The following is a 16,225-nucleotide window of genomic DNA, read 5'->3' as shown; positions in this document are numbered from 1 at the left end:
TCGACGGCCTACGCAACGCGCAGTGAATCAGGCTCAGCAGACGCCGGCGGCAGCTGACATCCCGCGACTCCCATCAGCGCCGGCTCCAGGACCAGCCGCGGCGGCTGCTGGATCACCAGGGCAGTCGTGCCGCACCGCTGCCAGGGATCACTCTCCGCCTACTGCGGCGAGCTCCACATCCCGCGCATGCGCGGGATGCCCTTGACAAGGCGGCGCCGTGGGGGCGCCCCGGGGGCGGACGGCTTCCGCAACCGGCCGCAGCGCGACGAGCCGTCCGACAGCTGGAACGACCTGGTCAGGTACGCCGAGGACAGCAACCGCTACCTGGACCGGTCGGGATCGCAGTTCGCCCTGGTCGACACCGGCTTCAAGCGCAGCGTCCAGGAGATGCTCAACGCCGCCTGCCCCCGGTACCACCCACCCCGGGGGAGCTGCCCCTGCCAGTGTCCTGCACAGGTGATGCTCGCTGCAGTTGTGTGACTTCTCCTGCTGGCGTGTGCGGGGCCGGAGGCGCCATCGATCGTCGCGGTCGCCCGGGATCTGCGGGTGACCGCGGACACCGTCCGCAACACCGATGCTGCTCGACCTCGTCCACGCCGATGTCGACCGCCGCCGCATCCCCGTGCACGTTCTGCTCGACATCGTGCATGTCGGCGAGTACCTGTGGACCGCGTCGCAGGCCTTCCACCCGTCCGGCACCTCCGACGCCGAAGCCTGGGTCGCCGGCCGCCCGGTTCTGGACCGCCGCGCTCGGCTCCGTCGCCGAGGGCGAGGCCGTGAAAGGCGAGGCCGCGGGGAAGACGAGCGGCGGCATGTACCGGAGGCTGCGCCCGCATGACGGGCAGGGCATCGGGATCCTCCTGCAGCGCACCGCCGACATGAAAGGTCGCGGAGAACCGTCTTCACCTGGACTTGCATACCCGGGACCTGACCGCCGAGGTCCGCCGGGTCACCGACTTGGGAGCGGCCGCGCTCACGGGCGTCCGGTCCGCGAGAACGGCAGGACATGGCACATCCTGGCGGATCCGGACGGCAACGAGTTCTGCGTTATCCCGCTCCGCGAGATCGCCGAGGCCATCGGCAGCCGTCTGGGCCTGCCCGCCGTGAGCGTTCCCGGCTCGCCTCCGCCCACGCGGTCCGCCGCCGGGTGTCCGTGGCCGCCCGCGGCAGCCGGCGGATAATGGTCGGCTTCCGGGCAGGCATCGCGGTTGCCCCAGCGGTACGGCTGTTCGCCGACCGGCACCCAGACGTTCTGGTGGACGTGCAGCGGATCGAATGGGACGACCAGGCACCGATGCTGCTCGACGGCCGCATCGACGTCGGCTATGTACGGCTGCCCATCGACGAGGCCGGCCTGCGCGTCGCCCCGCTGTACACCGAGCCGCGGGTGGCGGTGCTGCCCGCCGGCCACCGGTTGGCCGGCAAGGAGGAGGTCACCGAGACCGACCTGGCCGGCGAACCGCTGGTCTGGCATGCCGACCCGAGCACGCAGCCCACCAGGCGCCCGCACCCTAACGCCGGGTACCTGGTGCGCGGGGTGGACGAGACGCTCGAGCATGTCGCGGCCGGCCGGGGCATCTCGTTCCTGGCCCGTTCGGCGACCGTGTTCTACTCACATCCGGACGTCATCTATGTGCCCGTCCCGGAGCTGGCGCCCGACCAGGTGTGCCTCGCGGTGGCGGCATCGCGCACCTCGCCAGTGGTCGATGACTTCTTCACCGCGGCTCAGGCGGCGGCCGAGATCACGGCAGAATGTGGGAACTATGAAATGTGGCAGCTTGGAGGCGATGCCGTTTCAAACGGAGGCGATGTTGGCGCACAGTGAGAATCGACATCGTCGCGCGGCCGCTTCCAGGATGATGAAAATCATGATCTCGTTGAAGTCGTCAAAGGCATTCTCGATCAATTCCGGAGACACTTCCACTCCTCGATCTCAATCTCAATCTCACCGAGCATGCGAAGAATCCGCGCGGATGGTGTGATCTGCACCTTGGCCGACTCCCTCGGACGTGACGGCTACGGCGTGACTCCGATCAGGTGGCTGATCGTAGCGACGAGGCCCGACATGATGAGCCACCCGTCGCGCTGGCGTCGACGATGCGAGCGGCTGCGGGGTGGACATGCAGGTGCGGTTCGTGGGTAGCGGGGTGCTTTCGGCAGTGGCGGGCTGTTCCAGGCATACGTGCAGGTGCGTGGCGCCGGCATGACGCTGCTGGTGGACTGCGGGGCGACGAGCCTGGTCGCCATGCGACAGCAGGGCCTGGACCCGGCCGAGGTGGACGCGGTGGTGGCGTCCCATCTTCACGGCGACCACTTCTGTGGCATCCCGTTCCTGATCCTGCAAGCAGAAAGGCTCGAAGAACCGCGAAAGGGCCCGGCTCAAGGTCGCTCGCGCCCACGTCGAGGTCACCGATGCCCGCCATGAGTTCCACCACCAGCTCTCCACACAGCTGATCTCCGAGAACCAAGGGATCGCCGTGGAGGACCTGTCCGTGACGGGACTGGCACGCACCCGGCCGGCCAAGTCCGTCCATGACGCCGGCTGGGCCTCATTCGTGAACATGCTGGAGTACAAAGCACAACGGTACGGACGGACTCTGATCAAGATCGGCCGGTTCGAGCCGACGAGTCAGGTCTGCTCCACCTGCGGCGTCAAAGACGGGCCCAAACCCCTCGATGTAGGGAATGGACCTGCGCCGCCTGCGGCACCGTCCACGACCGGGACATCAACGCTGCGATCAACGTGAAGACGGCCGCCGGACTGGCGGTATCGGCCTGCGGAGCGCCGGTAAGACCAGAACTCGTTCTGGCACAGCGCGAGGAACAGGAAGCCATGGATTCCCGACCGAACCCCGTGCCGCGTAGCGGCACAGCAACGATCGAGAAGGCCGGAATCCTCGGGCTTCAGCCCGAGGTGCAAGTCAAACCCAACTCAGTTGGCACCACGCACGACGGGCCGAACTGCGGACCGGCCGGTCGAGGCCTGATGCCGGTGCCGCTACCGGCAGCCCGGCCGAATGCGCCCAACAGATCAAGGACTTCATACCGCACCGTCCACCCGCCACCGCGTTCGAAGAGCTGAGCGCGAACCCCCATCCGATCAACCACCGATCGGTTGACCCTCCGGGAATCAGCGGGCGAGGAAGGCGGATGTCAGTCGGGGCGGGGCGGCGGCGCGGGCGCTCCGGGTGGGCGAAGCGGGCCGGCGCGAGTGCCCGGTGCGGCCGGCTTCGGCTTGGCTCGTGAGCCGCCCGACGCTTCTCAGCGGCACCTGGTCTCCGCGGCGAAGCCGTCGAGCAGGGAGAAGGTGCGCGCAGGCTGTTCGAGGTGGGGCAAGTGGCCCGCTTCCGGCACGACTTCGAAGCAGGAATTTCCGAACGACGCGGCGTACTCCTTGCCGTATGCCGGGGTCGCGATGCGGTCGCTCTCGCCCCACAGGACGAGGGTGGGGGCGGTGACGGCCGCCAGGCGGGGGCGGAGGGTGGGGTCGCTCATGGCGGGGCCGCCGGAGAAGACGCGCAGGGCTGCCATGTTTGCCTGGAGGACGGCAAGTCGCTCGGCCGGGAGGGTCGCCGGGTCGACGTAGAAGCGGGCGGAGTCGTGGTACGCGTACTCGGCGACGCCTCGCGCGTCGAGGGTGAAGAAGTCTCGGATCGGTTCGCCGTCGACCTCGATGCCGACCGAGTTCATCAGAACGATCCCGCTGATCAGGCCCTGCGTGTCGGCCGCGGCCAGCTCGGCGGCGATCCAGCCTCCGAGCGAGGAGCCGATGACCAGGACGTCGGACAGTCGACGGTCTCGGAGGAGCCGGAGGTAGGCGGCGGCGAGGTCGGCCACGGTGGTGAGGCTGTCGGGTCGGGGGGTGCCGTTCCAGCCCGGGTGGGTGGGCAGCAGAGCATGGGCGGTGGCGGCGAAGTGCTCGGCGATCGGGGCGACGGTGGCGGGACCACCGCCGCCGTGCAGGACGAGGACGGGGCGGCCGGCGGCGGGGCCGGATTCGGTGAGCGTCAGTTCCGGAGTCGAAGTCATGACCAGGACAGTAACTAAAGATGTTTATATAAGCAAGCTTAGTCAGAGTGCTAGCCTGATCGGCATGGTCGTTCAACTGCAGATCCTCGGAAGGGCCGTGAAGGCCGTCCAGTACCGCCAGCACCGAGCACTCGACAGCCGCCTCGCGTCCGTCGGCAGCACGCTCGCGCAGTGGGACGCGCTACGGGCGATCGGCCGCACGCCCGGCGTCAGCGCACGGGAGTTGGCGGCGGCGACGTTCCAGAGCGAGCAGGCGTTCGGCACGCTCGCCGGACGACTGCTGGCGCAGGGACTGGTGGACCGGCGCCCCGGGCGCGGCCGGCGGCTCGAACATCACCTCACCCCCGAGGGGGAGCGGGTGCTGAAGGCCGGCAACGAGGTGGCGAACTCGGTGCTCGCGGAGTGCTTCGAGAATCTGGCGGAGACGGAGCGAGAGGCACTGCTGGGACTGCTACGGAAGCTCGAGGGGCGGCCCGAGGACGAAAGCAGCCCCTGAGCCGAGAACGGTCACTCCGCGTCGGCAATAGCCATGCAGTTTGCGCCTGACCGCAGACGCCGCCCCCCGGGTGATCGCGGGCCGTGATCGCCCGCAGACCGCGCACCCGCTACACCGCAGGCAGGGACGCCGCCCCGATCATGTGCCTGGGCCCGATCCTGTCCGACCGCGTGCTCGATCGCATCCTCGCCGCCAACCTGCGCCGCCGCTACCCGAAGGGAGCCACACGGCCTCGCCCACCGAGACCTCCACCTCGCGTCGTCTTCGACCTGGGCACGTTCCACCACCTGCTTCGCCGAGGCCGCGTCGGCCTTCCAGAGGGCGAAGCGTTCGTAGACGGTTGCCACGGGCCATACCGCCGCCCGGACAGGCCTGCGCGGAACGGCAGGTCGGCGGCGTTTCGGTCGATGTGCGGCGGGCCCCGGCCGGGAGGAATTCCGAGCGGACAGGCGCACGTCAGGACTTCGGCACCGGAGCGCTCAGCCCTCTGTTCCCGCCGCCCAGAGCACGGTGTCGCCGGACTTGATCACAACATTTCCGTCCGCCTGGAACACGAGGACCGCTCCTTGGTGGCCATTGGTCTGTGAGGCCCACAAGGGCTGCCCGCCGCTGTTGTAGACGACCAGGTTGCCGTCCGCCTGGAAGCGGGCGGAGTTGCCCTCGCCACCGGTCATCGCAGCCCAGCGCGCCTTGTGGTCCTGGTCGTAGACCACAAGGTTGCCGTCCTCCTGCATGATCAGACTCCGAGCGCTGGTCCCCACGGACTCTCCGGTGGCCAGCTCGAACGTGGCCTGTACGACCTTGAGCGCCGCGTCGGGCTCCTGACTCTGCTGGGGCTCCTGAGTCTCCTGGGCCGAGGCGGACGGCGTCTTCCCGGCGGTCGCCGAGCCGGACGGCCGTTCCTTCGCGGAGGGGGCGGACTCGGCCGAGGAGCGCTGCGTTCCGAAGTGCACGGCGGCCACCACGGCCACCACGACCGCGACCGCCGCACCGGCCGTGGTCAGCAGCCAGGCGAGCCGACGGCGTCGGCCGGACTCGGCCGGGGCGGCGTCGGACCTCGTCGTCTGCGTGGCCGATCCCGGACCGGCGGCGGCCGCGGTGGAGTGCTGGGCGAGGTCGACCAGGGTGCGCGTCGCCTGCTCGGCCTCGGTCAGTTGTCCGGAGAGGTCTCCGGGGCATTCCTCGGGCCAGCGCCCGGTCCGGCCGCCCCTCTCCTCCAGCCATCCGCTCAGCCGGGCCGCCGTCGGGCGCGCGGCCGGGTCCTTTGCCAGACACGCGGTGAGCAGCGGCGTCAACTCCGGGGGGACGCCGGTGAGGTCGGGTTCCTCGTGGACCACCCGGTACAGCAGGGTGGCCGCGGGGACCTGTTCCCCGGCGCGGGAGAAGGGGCCGCGTCCGGTTGCCGCGTACACCAGCACGGCGGCCAGCGAGAACACGTCGGCGGGTTCGGCGGCGACAGCGCCGACGGCCTGGTCCGGTGCGAGAAAGCCGGGGGAGCCCACGGAGACGCCGAGACGGGTGTGCCGGCTGTCGTCGGCGGCCCGTGCCACACCGAAGTCGATCAGCCGTGGCCGGTCGCGTGCCAGCAGGACGTTCCCGGGCTTGACGTCCCGGTGCGCGAGACCGGCCTGGTGCACGGCCTGCACGGCGGCGCACAGTTCGGCGGCGAGCGAGAGCAGCGCGGTCCGCAGCAGCGGGCCATGGGCCGTGACCCATTCGGCAAGCGAGGGCGCGGGCACGTATTCGGTGGCCAGCCACTGCGGGGACTGGCCCGGCGCACTGTAGTCCACGACCGTCACGGTCCACGGCGAACGGACGCGGTCGCTGTTGCGTATCTCGCGGGCGAACCGCTCCTCGAACCCCGGCTCGGAGCTGAGATCGTCGCGGATCGTCTTCAGCGCGAGCAGCCGGCCCGAACCCGTACGGGACAGGAACACCTGCCCCATGCCGCCCGCGCCGAGTCGGCCGAGCAACGGATAACCGCCTATGGACGCCGGGTCCGACGGCTGAAGGTTTTTCATGACGACTGTTCCCCGGGGTGTGCGTCAGCGCACGAATCACGCGCTGAGTCTTGGCTTGCGTGCTCCTGGGCACGGTGGTCCGCGCCCGCAAGTATGCGGGACGGGTTGTCCCTTCGCGTTGCTTCCCAACTCATCGACATCGAACGGAAGTTGTGCCGAACGGGGAATTCCCGGCACCGCCAGGCCTGGCCGCGAAAACCCGTCAGACATTGCGAAACCGGCAGATACCCGCGCGGCAACGGGAGAACGGCGGACAGCCACCGCCCTGTTCCGGGCACCGGATTCCGGGTGACGCCGGCTCGGCAGAACGCGTGCGCGCCACCCGCACCCCGCCCGGCACTCGCCCTTGTGCCCCAGAGCTTCCCTGTTCCTGCCCTTCCCGACCCGAACCTCATGTCCCAGGCTTCCCCGAAGTCTCCCCTTCACTGTACGGAGTTCGGCGTTCCAAGGTCAGCAGTGACGCTCCCCCGGTCGTCGGCGCCGACCATCGACCACCGCCCTGCGGGCGGCCGGATGCAGCGCTCGCGCTCCTCCTCTGCCGCCTCCACGCGCCCCGCCCCGGCGCAGGCCGACCCGATCGGCGCCCTGCTCACCGCGGGACGCGAACACCACCGCGCCGGTGTGGACTCCTCGCTTCTGCCACCTTCGGCAGGCGCACCATGCTCAGGCTCAAGCACGACGACGAGGGATTGGAGACGCGCGTCCTCTGCCGGCCCGTCAACTCGTGGCGATCGACGTGATCCGCAAGCCCGCGCCGCCCCATGAAGGGTGATTCCTGCACCGGGACTTCCACCCCGGCAACGTGCCGTTCGACGTGCCGCCCCCAAGGTCGGCAGGCGCCCGGATCGCCGGCGTCGTCCACTGGGCGGCTGTCTCCTGCGGCCCGACGGATCTCGATGTGGCGCACTGCTCCACCAATCTCGCGCTGCTGCACGGCCCGGTGTGGGGTCTGCGGTTCGCCGAGGCGTATGAGAAGGCCGGCGGGGTGCTGGCCGCGGCCGCGAGCGAGCGGCTGTGCTGGCGGGTGCGGGGTGGGAGCGGTCAGTGCAGGGGGGAGGATGCAACTCGCAGGGCGGTGACGGGAGCCGGTGCATGAGCGTTCGGATTCGTACCCCGTATCCGTACCTCGCCGGCCTGACGGTTCCCGTGGGCGCTGCCGCCGGGCTGACCGTGGCGCTGACGTCCGCATACCGCGGCTCCGATGAGTGGGTGATGTGGAGCTGTGCTGCTGTTGCATTGACCGCCGCCAGCGGAGCTGCCCTCGTTCATGGACTCCGGCGATGGACAGAGCTTGCTGCGCTCGGCGGCGTGCCGCTGTCGGCGGTGGTCTGGCCGCTGGCGGTGCTGTACGTGACCAGTGGTGCGGTGCTGGCCGTGGCACTACGCGGGAACCTCGCCGGCGCCTGGCGGGCACTGGTACTGATCTTGCTGGCGGGTCTCTCCCATTCCACTCGGCCTTCAGTTCGCAGCCTTGGTCACAGCCCGCCGATTGCTGCAGGCTCTGCTGACCGTCATGGGTGGAATCATCGCCCTGTTGGTCATTGCCGAGGCTACTAGCCAGCGCATGACCGGACACACCGACATCGAGACCACCTTGGTCTTCGGAGCCGGCAGTTCCGCACTCGTCGCAATCGTGTACGCCCCGGTGGCGGCGAAACTGCGCCAGCGCGGACGCGAGCTGGTCGACCTGTGCCACCCGTTGGGGAAGCCGGCTCCCGATGAGCTGGCGGAAGCGTTGGTAAAACGGTCCCGCCTTGAGACGGCTCTGGGCGTGGATCGGACTGCCTTCAGCGACTTCCAGACCAACGTGGTCGTCGTCGGCCCGCTCTTGGCAGGTGCAGCCTCTGCCTTCCTGTCTCGGTAGTGCTGTGACGCATTTGAGCGTCGTGAGGTCATGGCTGGGTGAGGACGCGGGTCCGGAGGAGTTCGAACGAGGCCCGGCCATATATGGCTCGCCTGTGCGTTTTCACCCGGCGCCCGTCGGAGCCAGATGGTGCCTTCGCTGCGAACGCAGACCCGGGCTCAGCCAACGCAGACCCTGCCCACCCATCGCCCCACGACCCACGGAATCTGACACGCCCTTGAAGGCAGGAGGCACAAGCCGCCGAGTCCCTGTCGGGTCGGGGACCCGGCGGCACCGCGACGCGTCAACCTCGAAGCAGAAGCCCAGGCCACGCTCGTCCGGGAGCCTGCCGGACAGTCGGTGCCGCCATGCGGGCGTGGCCTGCTTGACCAGCCGGGCCGTCACTTGCAGAGTCGGGATGCGGCACCGCAGCAGCGCCGCCTCACTCTGCCGATCGGTCCACCCGTCCGCCAGGCGGCCCGACGGTCCTGACACCCAGGAGCGGCTGATCGATGGTCCTCGACCTGGTTGTGATCGGTACGGCCATCACTCTGGGGCCTTTGCACAACAGCGCCTTCGTCCTGCTGCTCTCCTCGCGGCGCGGCGTTCGCCAGGGCCTGGCGTTCCTGTTGTCGTGGCTGGCCAACCTGCTTGCGGTGATCGCCTGTGTGGTGCTGCTGACCGGCGGTCAGCCTCCGGCCCGTCACAGCGTGCCCTCGACTGCCGTGATCGATGCGAAACTCGCCATCGGCCTGGCACTGGTGCTGTACAGCGCACACCGGTACCGCCGACCGCCCCGCCCGCACGGCCCGCCACGCTGGACCGCCCGGATCGACAACGCCTCTCCGGCCACGGCAGCCGGTCTGGCTTGGCTGCTGCAGCCCTGGGCACTGGTCGGTGCCGGCGCCGCGACCGCTGTCGAGGCGAACCTCTCCGACCTTGCCGGCTGGCTCGCGCTGACCGGCTACTGTCTGCTGGCCACGCTCAGCCTTGTCGTCATGGAGATGTACGTGGTGTGGGCGCCCGCTGTCGCGAACGCCCGGCTGAACGCCATGCGGAGCTCGCTGGAGCAGCATCAGGAGCAGCTGATCGTCACGCTCTCCCTGCTGCTCGGCCTGTGGCTGGCGGCCCGGAGCATCGCCGAACTGGTCGCCTGACAGGAACGGCTCCGGCGGCGGCGTCCTACACGCGTCTTTGGTAGTGGTCTGACATCCCGGAGTATCTCCTGGATGCGCTTCGGTCGGCCGACCGTTTTGGCCGTCAGGGTGACGGCAGCGGCGGCGCGTCACGCCGCAGGTTGGTCCTGTCCATGAGCCGGCACGGGCTCCCGGTGTGCATCACCTTCGACCACCGGACCATGCCCGAGTGTGGTCGGGTAGCGCTTCGTTTGGCGGATGAGCGCTTGAGTTGGCGGGGATGTGCGTCAGGGTTGGCAGGCCCAGCGCCCGCGGTAATCCACTTGAACTGGTGTCGGGTAGGCATGCAGGCTGTGGCGGTGATTCCCGAGTTGGCCCCTGGCTATCTGAGCTGGGACGAGGCGGACCCCGACCGTCATCCCTTCGACAAGGCGTCTGCAACGCAGGTGGTGCACTCGCTCGGGCCGGCCCGGCGAGTGCCACGCCGCCCCGATGTCCCTTTGGCCGACCCGGCGATGAGTGCCTGGAGCTGGGGCGAGGGCAAGCTCTGGGCCGACGCCATGTCGCATGCCCTCGTCCAACGCTACGGCCGCTGGGCCGTGGGCTGGCGCTGGGCGCACGATGAAGGGGACTTCGACGGAGGGCCGGTCGGAAACTGGTGTTGCCCGCGGGACTCGATCACCGCCCCGGACGAGACCCTCGCCCGTGTCGTCGCGGCGCTGTGCGAGTGGCGCGGGTGGCTGGAGACTCTGGCCGGATGGTTCGAGGCGTACCCGCTGGAGCTGGCGGCCGTCGAGGATCAGCGGATCTTGTGGGAGCGCGCCGCCCGGAACCTGATCCTGCAGGTGATCGACCGCACCGGGTGCGGCAGCGGCTGGCACGGGCACTGCCATCAAGTGCTCACCTGGTTCCTCAGCCGCTGGCACATCGCACCCGACGTCGCGGAGGAGCTGGTCGGCGAGGCGATCGGCGGGCGGTTCCTGAGCTGGACCAGCCCCGGCACAGTGCTGGTCGACAACGTCGCGGAGCGGCTCGCGCTGTCGCTGCGGCCGGACAGCGGCACACGGTCCGCCGAGCCCGTAGCGGACCATCTGGAGCGCTGGCTCGCGGTGCGCGAGGCCGTGCCGTGGCAGGAGGGCCCGGACGGCAGCGCGGACGGGCCGGTGACCCCCTCGCGCGACGGCGCGGCGGAGGACATCCGCTTGTTCGACGGTGCCGTAAATCCCGCCCGCGCGGAGGGACTGCTCGCTGCCTTGAAGCTGCTGCGGGCCGACGCGGAGCGCGGCGCCCGGCTCGATTTCGAACTGCTCCGCAGCTGGCACCAGCACGTCCTTCACACACCGCAGCCGCCGGCGTTCCGCAGCTTGCCCGCCTTCGCCAAGAGGGGCCGGGAACGTTACGGCATCGGCCCAAACACCCGCGCCCGCCTCGATGCCTGCCTGGCCGAAAGCGCAACGGACGGAGGGCGGACCCTCCCCCTGACCGCCCGTGCCGCACGCGCCTATCTCGACGTCTGCTTCTTCCATCCCTTCGACGACGGCAACGCCCGGTCCGCCTTCCTCACCCTCCTCTTCGTCCTCGCCCGCGAGGGCGTCGCGCTCAACGGGGTCGGTCTGCTCCGTCGCATCACCTTCCAGGCCAGCGACCCCCAGGACGCGCTGATCCTCGCCCGGTACGTCGACACCCACCTTGCGGAGACCCGACGCAGCGCCGCCTCCCTCGGCTCCTAGGACTTGTCCGGACTTCCCCGGGAAGCCCTACCTGGACTGGACGCTCGACGACCCCGCCGGCCAGGGCATCGACACCGTACGCCCGGTCCGCGACAAGCTCGTGCGCCGGGTCCGTGGCCTGCTCGCCGAGCTCGGATTTTCCAGTGTCCTGATCGCGGTACCCGGCCCGACCGGGCTACGGGCGACAGATGGCGCGACTCGCGCGAAGGCGCTGCTTGAGCAACGTAGGTCCAGTGGGAGTGGACCCACGCCGAGCTGAGCAGCTCAGTTGGCGAGCGCCGCCAACTCTGGCGCTCAGTCACACCGAGCGCTCTGCGTCGAGTCCTGCGTCACGAGGACGGCGGTGCGGGCAGGGCCGATCCACATGTGCGCCGCGAGGCGCTGGAGCCGGCTGGGGGCGCCGGTGCGCGGCCACCCGAAACTGCTGCTGCGTGAGAGTGCGTCAGTAGCCGGTGCCGCGCTTGACCTGGGACCGCTCGATCCCGTGGGTGGCGCCCTTGTCGTCCAAGGTGCGACACGCGTCGGCGATGTCTTGACTGAGGCGATCGATCTGTTCGCGGCTCAGAGTCTCCTTGACCAAGGCGCGCAGGATCTTCACCCGCTCCGCGTTGGGCGGGAGCGTGTATGCCGGCACCATCCAGCCCCGCTCCGCAGAGAGCTGCCAGGCGATGTCGGACTCGTCGTAGGCGTGCTTGCCGGCGAGACGGAAGGCGACCAGCGGCAGCTGCTCGAGGTCGCTCCCGATTACTTCGAAGCGGCCGCTGCTGCGCAGGTTGTCCGCCAATGCGCGGGCGTTCTCCTGCATCATTTTCATGACGTAGGTGTAGCCCTGGCGACCGAGCCTCACGAAGTTGTAGTACTGCGCGAGCACCATCGACGCACCGGTGGAGAAGTTCAGCGTGAAGGTCGCGTCGGTCTTGCCCAGGTAGTTCTCGTAGAACACGAGGTCCTTGGCCAGGTCGGACTCCTCACGGAAGACCAGCCATCCGATGCCGGGGTAGACCAGGCCGTATTTGTGTCCCGAGACGTTGATCGAACGGACCTGCTCGAGCCGGAAGTCCCATTTCGAGTCCGGGTACAGGAAGGGCCACACGAATGCGCCGCTGGCGCCGTCGACGTGGATCGGGATGTCGAGGTCCCGCTCTTTGCGGACGTCCCGCAGGAGCTTGTCGATCCCGCCGACATCGTCCTTGTGGCCGGTGAACGTGGTGCCGAGGACGGCGACGACGCCGATCGTGTTCTCATCGAGGTGGGTCTCCACGTCATTCGGGCCGATCGTGTACTTGCCCTCGGCAAGCGGAACGATCCGCGGCTCGACGTCGAAGTAGCGGCAGAACTTCTCCCACACGACGTGGACGTCTCCGCCGAAAATCAAGTTGGGCCGGTCGACCGACAGACCGGCTGCCTGGCGGCGCTCGCGCCACTTCCACTTCAGCGACAGCCCGCCGAGCATGATCGCCTCGGACGAGCCCTGGGTCCGGCATCCGGTCGTCCTGCCCGGCGCGTGGAAGAGGTCGGCGAGCATACGCACGCAACGCTGCTCGATCTCCGCGGAAATGGGGTATTCCGCATGGTCGATGAAATTGCGGTGGAGATTCTCGGCGATCAGCCGTTGCGCCTCCGGCTCCATCCAAGTGGTGACAAACGTGGCGAGGTTGCGCTGCGGGTCGCCCTCCATGGCGAGATCCACATCGACGAGCCTCATTGCGTCCGTCGCGGCCATGCCTTCCTCGGGAAAGGTCTCCGAAGGAGCAGCCACAGTCAAGAACCGGTTACCAAAAAGAGCCGCATCATCACGCTTGGTCATGCAGCGATTCAAACAGCACCAGAGCCTGCCGCGAGCGAGGGACACACCAAGACGAAACAGCGCTCGGTTTCCTGTTCGGCGCGCTCGATGGCGTCCTCGGTCTCCCCCGCCGGTTGCTCCCCTGCCTCCGGGCCGCCGTCGCCGGAGTCTCGGAGGATCTTCCACGTCTCCTACACGCGCGCCCCGTGCACATGCCGCGGCTCGGCCAGGAGTCCGTAGAGGACCAGCACGGACAGCAGCATGGTGGCCAGAGACCAGAACGGGTAGACCGGAAGGAAGATCATCTGCCCGACCAGGCAGAATGCCGCCAGGCAGATGCCCGTCAGTCGTGCCCCCCGGGAGCCCACGAGCACGCCGATGCCCGCCAGGGCCATCACGATGCCGATGGCAACCCAGATCCAGCCCCAGGCCGTGTAGTTGAGGATGAGCAGCCGGTTGCCCTGGGAGTAGACGGTCGAGTAGTAGCCATGATTGAAGATCGCCACGAATCCGTTGAGCAGATTGAAGAGAGCACTGACGAACAGCAGGATTCCCGCGAAGGCCACCCAGTGCGAGCGCTCCATCGGAGGAATGGCATCGTCTGACGGAGAGACACGTTGCTGCATGGGATCCATGAGACGCAGCATCACGGCAGCTCGCAATCGGTAAGGCCCATTCGTGTCGGCACCGCCGCCTCTGCTCCCCGGCGGCCGGTTCGTGGGTGCTGCGGGCCGTCCGCCACTGCCGATGGGCCTGCCCGCGGCTCCGAGAGAGCGCCCGAATGCGGCCTGTCGGATAGTGGACCCCGTCGAGACCCTTTGGGGGTCCCAGCCGAACCCATCGGCCCCAACCGCCCTGCTGACCCAGGCCTTACGGGCCATCCGTTCCTGGCTCACCCCCGCCATCACCCTCAACCGCTGGTGGCAGGCCTGGACGGACACGGACCCGCCCTCCGAGTTCCAGGCCCTGATCGACGCTGCGTCGAGAACGTACGGGCGACGGCGAGGCCCCTCGCCCGTACGAGGCTCATGCGGAGGCGCTCAAGGCGTTCGACGACAATCCTGGCTCCGAGGACAAGCACTTCCTTCTCGACCTGCCGTTGTGCATGGTGGAGCGAGCGGGACAGGTGAACCGCTTCAGTCCTCGTGTCCGGCCGGGGGCAGCTTGCTGCCGGCCCGGCAGCCGGTGAAGGACGCGTTCGGGCAGAAGGCGTCGAAGCCCATGCCGTAGCGGGCGAAGGATCCCCAGGCCGCCTTACGGACCTGGGGGTACTCGGCCTCGGTGAACGCCGTGCCCTTGAGATCCCTCAGGGCTCGCAGGATCGCGCCGCGGGCGGTGAGGAACGAGGGGTTCTTCGGGGTGAGTTTCAGCCCGTCGACGACGGCCTGCCAGGCGACCCGGTAGCCGCGCTCCTTGCTGCCGAGTTCCGCGCTGATCCTGCGGGTCATCTCCAGGAGCGCGGCGCACCAGATCTCGCCGACGTTGTGGATCTTCGTGTAGTCGAGTCCGCCCGTGGCCTTCCCGATGTCCCCGAAGTCACCGGGGTAACTGTCGTCGTACGGCCGCTGGCGGAAGCCACCCGGCCGGTCGACCACCCAGTCGCCGACAACGGTGTGCTCCCGCTCCCGGAAGAAGTTGCGGATGGTGAGTGCGAAGTAGTCCGACCAGCCCTCGCCCATCGCCTCGGACTGCTCTTCGCGCAGACCGTTGGCATCGTGCAGGCCGCCGACGAGCCGGTTGGTCACACCGTGTGTGAACTCGTGGCGGAGGACGTCCACGTCCATGGCCGTGTGCCTGTTGGTTCTGGCGACCAGACCCATGTTCATCTCCGCTGCCAGACCGTCGGCGCGCGTGAGCATATTGGCCGTGCCGAAGACGGGCCTGGGGTGGGCGAGTGCGACGACGGGGTCGGCCCCTCTGCCCAGGCCCGAGAAATTGACGGTCTGGAAGTTGCCGTGCTCCTCCGTGAAGTCGAGCATCATGAAGAAGTCGTGCATGTAGTTGCACACGAAGAAGATGTTGGTGACGCGTTGTTCCGCCGTGTCGGGGTTCGGGGCGAACACCCCGTTGCCCGCCGCATCGACGTCGACCTGGAAGCTCTTGCCGGTGTCCGCGTCGACGGCCCGCACATTGTTCCCGACGGTCGCCACGTGCCCGTTGCGCTGCGTGGCCCAGGGTCCGGGGAACCCGGGCAACGGCGCCGGCGGAAGTTTGACCGGATAGTCGGTCAGCGGCAGCGGGAAGGAGGCCAGGGCGGGCTCGGTCTCGGCCGGGTTCTGCCGGACCACCAGCCCTCCGACGACGTGATTGGTCAGGTCCTGGAGATACAGAACCTGGGGTGCCGCCGCGTCCGCCGTCCTCTCGTCGGCCTCTACGAGCGCGTGGTACTGCACGGCGCCGTTCGCGCGAGAGAACCTGAACGACCAGGCGAGACGAACGTCGTCGCCCATGTAGAAGTACACCAGCCGCCCGGGGATCGCCGCGTCGAAGGCCCCTGCCTCGAACGTCATCGGCTGGTCGTTGCGCGCCTGCGAACTGAGCCGCCCAAAGCCGTCCGAGATGTCCAGGGCCGGCAGCTCGTCGGTGCCGAACGGGCCTTCGGTCCTGATCGGTTCGGCGGCCTTCGCGGCGCCGGCGGCCAGGGCCGTCTCGACCGGCACCGCCGGCATCGTGGGCACGTTGCTCGGCACGCTCGCCGTGTCGCCGACGACCCTGTCGACCGTGCCGTCCTCGTGCAGCCACACCTTGGGGGCCATGCCCCACACGTCGATGCCGTTGAGTGTCTGCTGGAGACTGACCACGTGCATGCCGCCGCTCGTGGTCGTCACCTTCGGATCGGCCTCGAACTCGACGGGCTCTCCGGCGGCGAAGCCGATCGCCCCCGAGACCGACGAGAGGTATTCCTTGGCGCGGGCGATGTAGTCGCCGTCGGTGGCGGCACCCGCCCGGTCGGCGAGGCCGGCCGGTGCGCCGTCCACCCGCAGCTCGGTCAGATGCCCGGTGAAGCGATTCACCTTGCTGTCGTCGGCGATGAGGGTGTGACGCACCGACTCCGCCACGCGATCGGTCTCGGCGAGGAACGCCTCGGCGCCCTGGACCCGGGCGAGCCGGTCGTACTCCAGATCCCGCTTGTCGATCAGCTGTGTCATGACGGTTGCTCCTGTCACCAGACGCGAGGCCCGGC

14 protein-coding genes and 5 pseudogenes are annotated in these 16,225 nt (G+C 69.0%); 13 read left to right on the top strand and 6 right to left on the bottom strand.

Translation table 11 applies throughout. From position 1 onward, the window contains the following. Positions 1–195: 195 nt before the first annotated feature. The 7 genes and pseudogenes from ABZ725_RS29445 to ABZ725_RS29415 form a co-directional block, all read left to right on the top strand. Complete coding sequence (locus ABZ725_RS29445) at positions 196–480, top strand: hypothetical protein (protein ID WP_358805547.1); 285 nt, start codon at positions 196–198, stop codon at positions 478–480. A gap of 94 nt (positions 481–574) precedes the next feature. Further along, complete coding sequence (locus ABZ725_RS29440; protein WP_358805643.1) at positions 575–838, top strand: hypothetical protein; 264 nt, start codon at positions 575–577, stop codon at positions 836–838. Next, a pseudogene (locus tag ABZ725_RS29435) lies at positions 777–992 on the top strand (hypothetical protein); the annotation flags it as partial. The gene ABZ725_RS29440 and the pseudogene ABZ725_RS29435, both read left to right, overlap by 62 nt. Next, positions 913–1,107: a hypothetical protein gene (locus tag ABZ725_RS29430; RefSeq protein ID WP_358805639.1), complete on the top strand. Its 195-nt coding sequence runs from the start codon at positions 913–915 to the stop codon at positions 1,105–1,107. The pseudogene ABZ725_RS29435 and the gene ABZ725_RS29430, both read left to right, overlap by 80 nt. Before the next feature lie 46 nt (positions 1,108–1,153). Further along, positions 1,154–1,825 carry a LysR family substrate-binding domain-containing protein gene (locus ABZ725_RS29425; protein WP_358805546.1) on the top strand — a complete coding sequence of 224 codons (672 nt, stop codon included), beginning with the start codon at positions 1,154–1,156 and terminating at the stop codon, positions 1,823–1,825. 378 nt (positions 1,826–2,203) lie between these two features. After that, a complete protein-coding gene (locus ABZ725_RS29420; protein ID WP_358805545.1) occupies positions 2,204–2,425 on the top strand; it encodes an MBL fold metallo-hydrolase in 222 nt (73 codons plus the stop codon). Further along, positions 2,343–2,865: pseudogene (locus tag ABZ725_RS29415) on the top strand (RNA-guided endonuclease TnpB family protein); the annotation flags it as partial. The gene ABZ725_RS29420 and the pseudogene ABZ725_RS29415, both read left to right, overlap by 83 nt. Positions 2,866–3,261: 396 nt before the next feature. Here the strand turns inward: ABZ725_RS29415 and ABZ725_RS29410 are convergent. After that, on the bottom strand, positions 3,262–4,029 hold the full coding sequence (locus ABZ725_RS29410) for an alpha/beta fold hydrolase (protein ID WP_358805544.1): 768 nt from the start codon (positions 4,027–4,029) through the stop codon (positions 3,262–3,264). 64 nt (positions 4,030–4,093) lie between these two features. Between ABZ725_RS29410 and ABZ725_RS29405 the strand changes: the two genes are divergently transcribed. Continuing rightward, entirely contained in the window at positions 4,094–4,525 is a 432-nt protein-coding gene (locus ABZ725_RS29405; protein WP_358805543.1) for a MarR family winged helix-turn-helix transcriptional regulator, read from the top strand. Between the two features lie 254 nt (positions 4,526–4,779). Here ABZ725_RS29405 and ABZ725_RS29400 read toward each other — a convergent pair. Both ABZ725_RS29400 and ABZ725_RS29395 read right to left on the bottom strand, forming a co-directional pair. Next, positions 4,780–4,883: pseudogene (locus ABZ725_RS29400) on the bottom strand (IS5/IS1182 family transposase); the annotation flags it as partial. 121 nt (positions 4,884–5,004) lie between these two features. Further along, on the bottom strand, positions 5,005–6,546 hold the full coding sequence (locus ABZ725_RS29395) for a protein kinase (RefSeq protein WP_358805542.1): 1,542 nt from the start codon (positions 6,544–6,546) through the stop codon (positions 5,005–5,007). 653 nt (positions 6,547–7,199) lie between these two features. Here ABZ725_RS29395 and ABZ725_RS29390 point away from each other — a divergent pair. The 5 genes and pseudogenes from ABZ725_RS29390 to ABZ725_RS29370 all read left to right on the top strand — a co-directional run. Beyond that, a pseudogene (locus ABZ725_RS29390) lies at positions 7,200–7,576 on the top strand (phosphotransferase); the annotation flags it as partial. A gap of 483 nt (positions 7,577–8,059) precedes the next feature. Next, positions 8,060–8,410 (top strand): hypothetical protein, encoded by a 351-nt coding sequence (locus tag ABZ725_RS29385; protein WP_358805541.1) that lies wholly within the window; start codon positions 8,060–8,062, stop codon positions 8,408–8,410. Between the two features lie 491 nt (positions 8,411–8,901). Then, positions 8,902–9,546, top strand: a complete 645-nt coding sequence (locus tag ABZ725_RS29380; RefSeq protein WP_358805540.1) for a GAP family protein — start codon at positions 8,902–8,904, stop codon at positions 9,544–9,546. Between the two features lie 338 nt (positions 9,547–9,884). Further along, positions 9,885–11,255 (top strand): Fic family protein, encoded by a 1,371-nt coding sequence (locus ABZ725_RS29375; RefSeq protein WP_358805539.1) that lies wholly within the window; start codon positions 9,885–9,887, stop codon positions 11,253–11,255. A 1-nt stretch (position 11,256) separates the two neighbouring features. Next, positions 11,257–11,391 (top strand): annotated as a pseudogene (locus tag ABZ725_RS29370) (phosphotyrosine protein phosphatase); the annotation flags it as partial. A gap of 306 nt (positions 11,392–11,697) precedes the next feature. Here the strand turns inward: ABZ725_RS29370 and ABZ725_RS29365 are convergent. The 3 genes from ABZ725_RS29365 to ABZ725_RS29355 all read right to left on the bottom strand — a co-directional run bounded on the left by ABZ725_RS29365 (position 11,698) and on the right by ABZ725_RS29355 (position 16,190). After that, the gene (locus ABZ725_RS29365) at positions 11,698–13,062 is read right to left on the bottom strand and encodes a glutamate decarboxylase (RefSeq protein ID WP_358805538.1); all 1,365 of its coding nucleotides are present in this window, start codon (positions 13,060–13,062) and stop codon (positions 11,698–11,700) included. A gap of 170 nt (positions 13,063–13,232) precedes the next feature. Further along, positions 13,233–13,625, bottom strand: coding sequence for a hypothetical protein (locus ABZ725_RS29360; protein WP_358805537.1), 393 nt, complete (start codon positions 13,623–13,625; stop codon positions 13,233–13,235). 552 nt (positions 13,626–14,177) lie between these two features. Next, positions 14,178–16,190 carry a M36 family metallopeptidase gene (locus ABZ725_RS29355; RefSeq protein WP_358805536.1) on the bottom strand — a complete coding sequence of 671 codons (2,013 nt, stop codon included), beginning with the start codon at positions 16,188–16,190 and terminating at the stop codon, positions 14,178–14,180. Positions 16,191–16,225: the final 35 nt, after the last annotated feature.

This window comes from Streptomyces sp. NPDC006872, from assembly GCF_040635845.1.
GTDB lineage: Bacteria > Actinomycetota > Actinomycetes > Streptomycetales > Streptomycetaceae > Streptomyces.
Note: the sequence above shows the minus strand (reverse complement) of the source record. Positions and strands in the feature narration are given on the sequence as shown.

Excerpts from the sequence above, each read along its gene's own strand:
- ABZ725_RS29445 (WP_358805547.1), top strand. The coding sequence starts at position 196 with ATGCCCTTGACAAGGCGGCGCCGTGGGGGCGCCCCGGGGGCGGACGGC.
- ABZ725_RS29440 (WP_358805643.1), top strand. The coding sequence starts at position 575 with ATGCTGCTCGACCTCGTCCACGCCGATGTCGACCGCCGCCGCATCCCC.
- ABZ725_RS29420 (WP_358805545.1), top strand. The coding sequence starts at position 2,204 with ATGACGCTGCTGGTGGACTGCGGGGCGACGAGCCTGGTCGCCATGCGA.
- ABZ725_RS29410 (WP_358805544.1), bottom strand. The coding sequence starts at position 4,029 with ATGACTTCGACTCCGGAACTGACGCTCACCGAATCCGGCCCCGCCGCC.
- ABZ725_RS29405 (WP_358805543.1), top strand. The coding sequence starts at position 4,094 with ATGGTCGTTCAACTGCAGATCCTCGGAAGGGCCGTGAAGGCCGTCCAG.
- ABZ725_RS29395 (WP_358805542.1), bottom strand. The coding sequence starts at position 6,546 with ATGAAAAACCTTCAGCCGTCGGACCCGGCGTCCATAGGCGGTTATCCG.
- ABZ725_RS29385 (WP_358805541.1), top strand. The coding sequence starts at position 8,060 with ATGGGTGGAATCATCGCCCTGTTGGTCATTGCCGAGGCTACTAGCCAG.
- ABZ725_RS29380 (WP_358805540.1), top strand. The coding sequence starts at position 8,902 with ATGGTCCTCGACCTGGTTGTGATCGGTACGGCCATCACTCTGGGGCCT.
- ABZ725_RS29365 (WP_358805538.1), bottom strand. The coding sequence starts at position 13,062 with ATGACCAAGCGTGATGATGCGGCTCTTTTTGGTAACCGGTTCTTGACT.
- ABZ725_RS29360 (WP_358805537.1), bottom strand. The coding sequence starts at position 13,625 with ATGGAGCGCTCGCACTGGGTGGCCTTCGCGGGAATCCTGCTGTTCGTC.
- ABZ725_RS29355 (WP_358805536.1), bottom strand. The coding sequence starts at position 16,190 with ATGACACAGCTGATCGACAAGCGGGATCTGGAGTACGACCGGCTCGCC.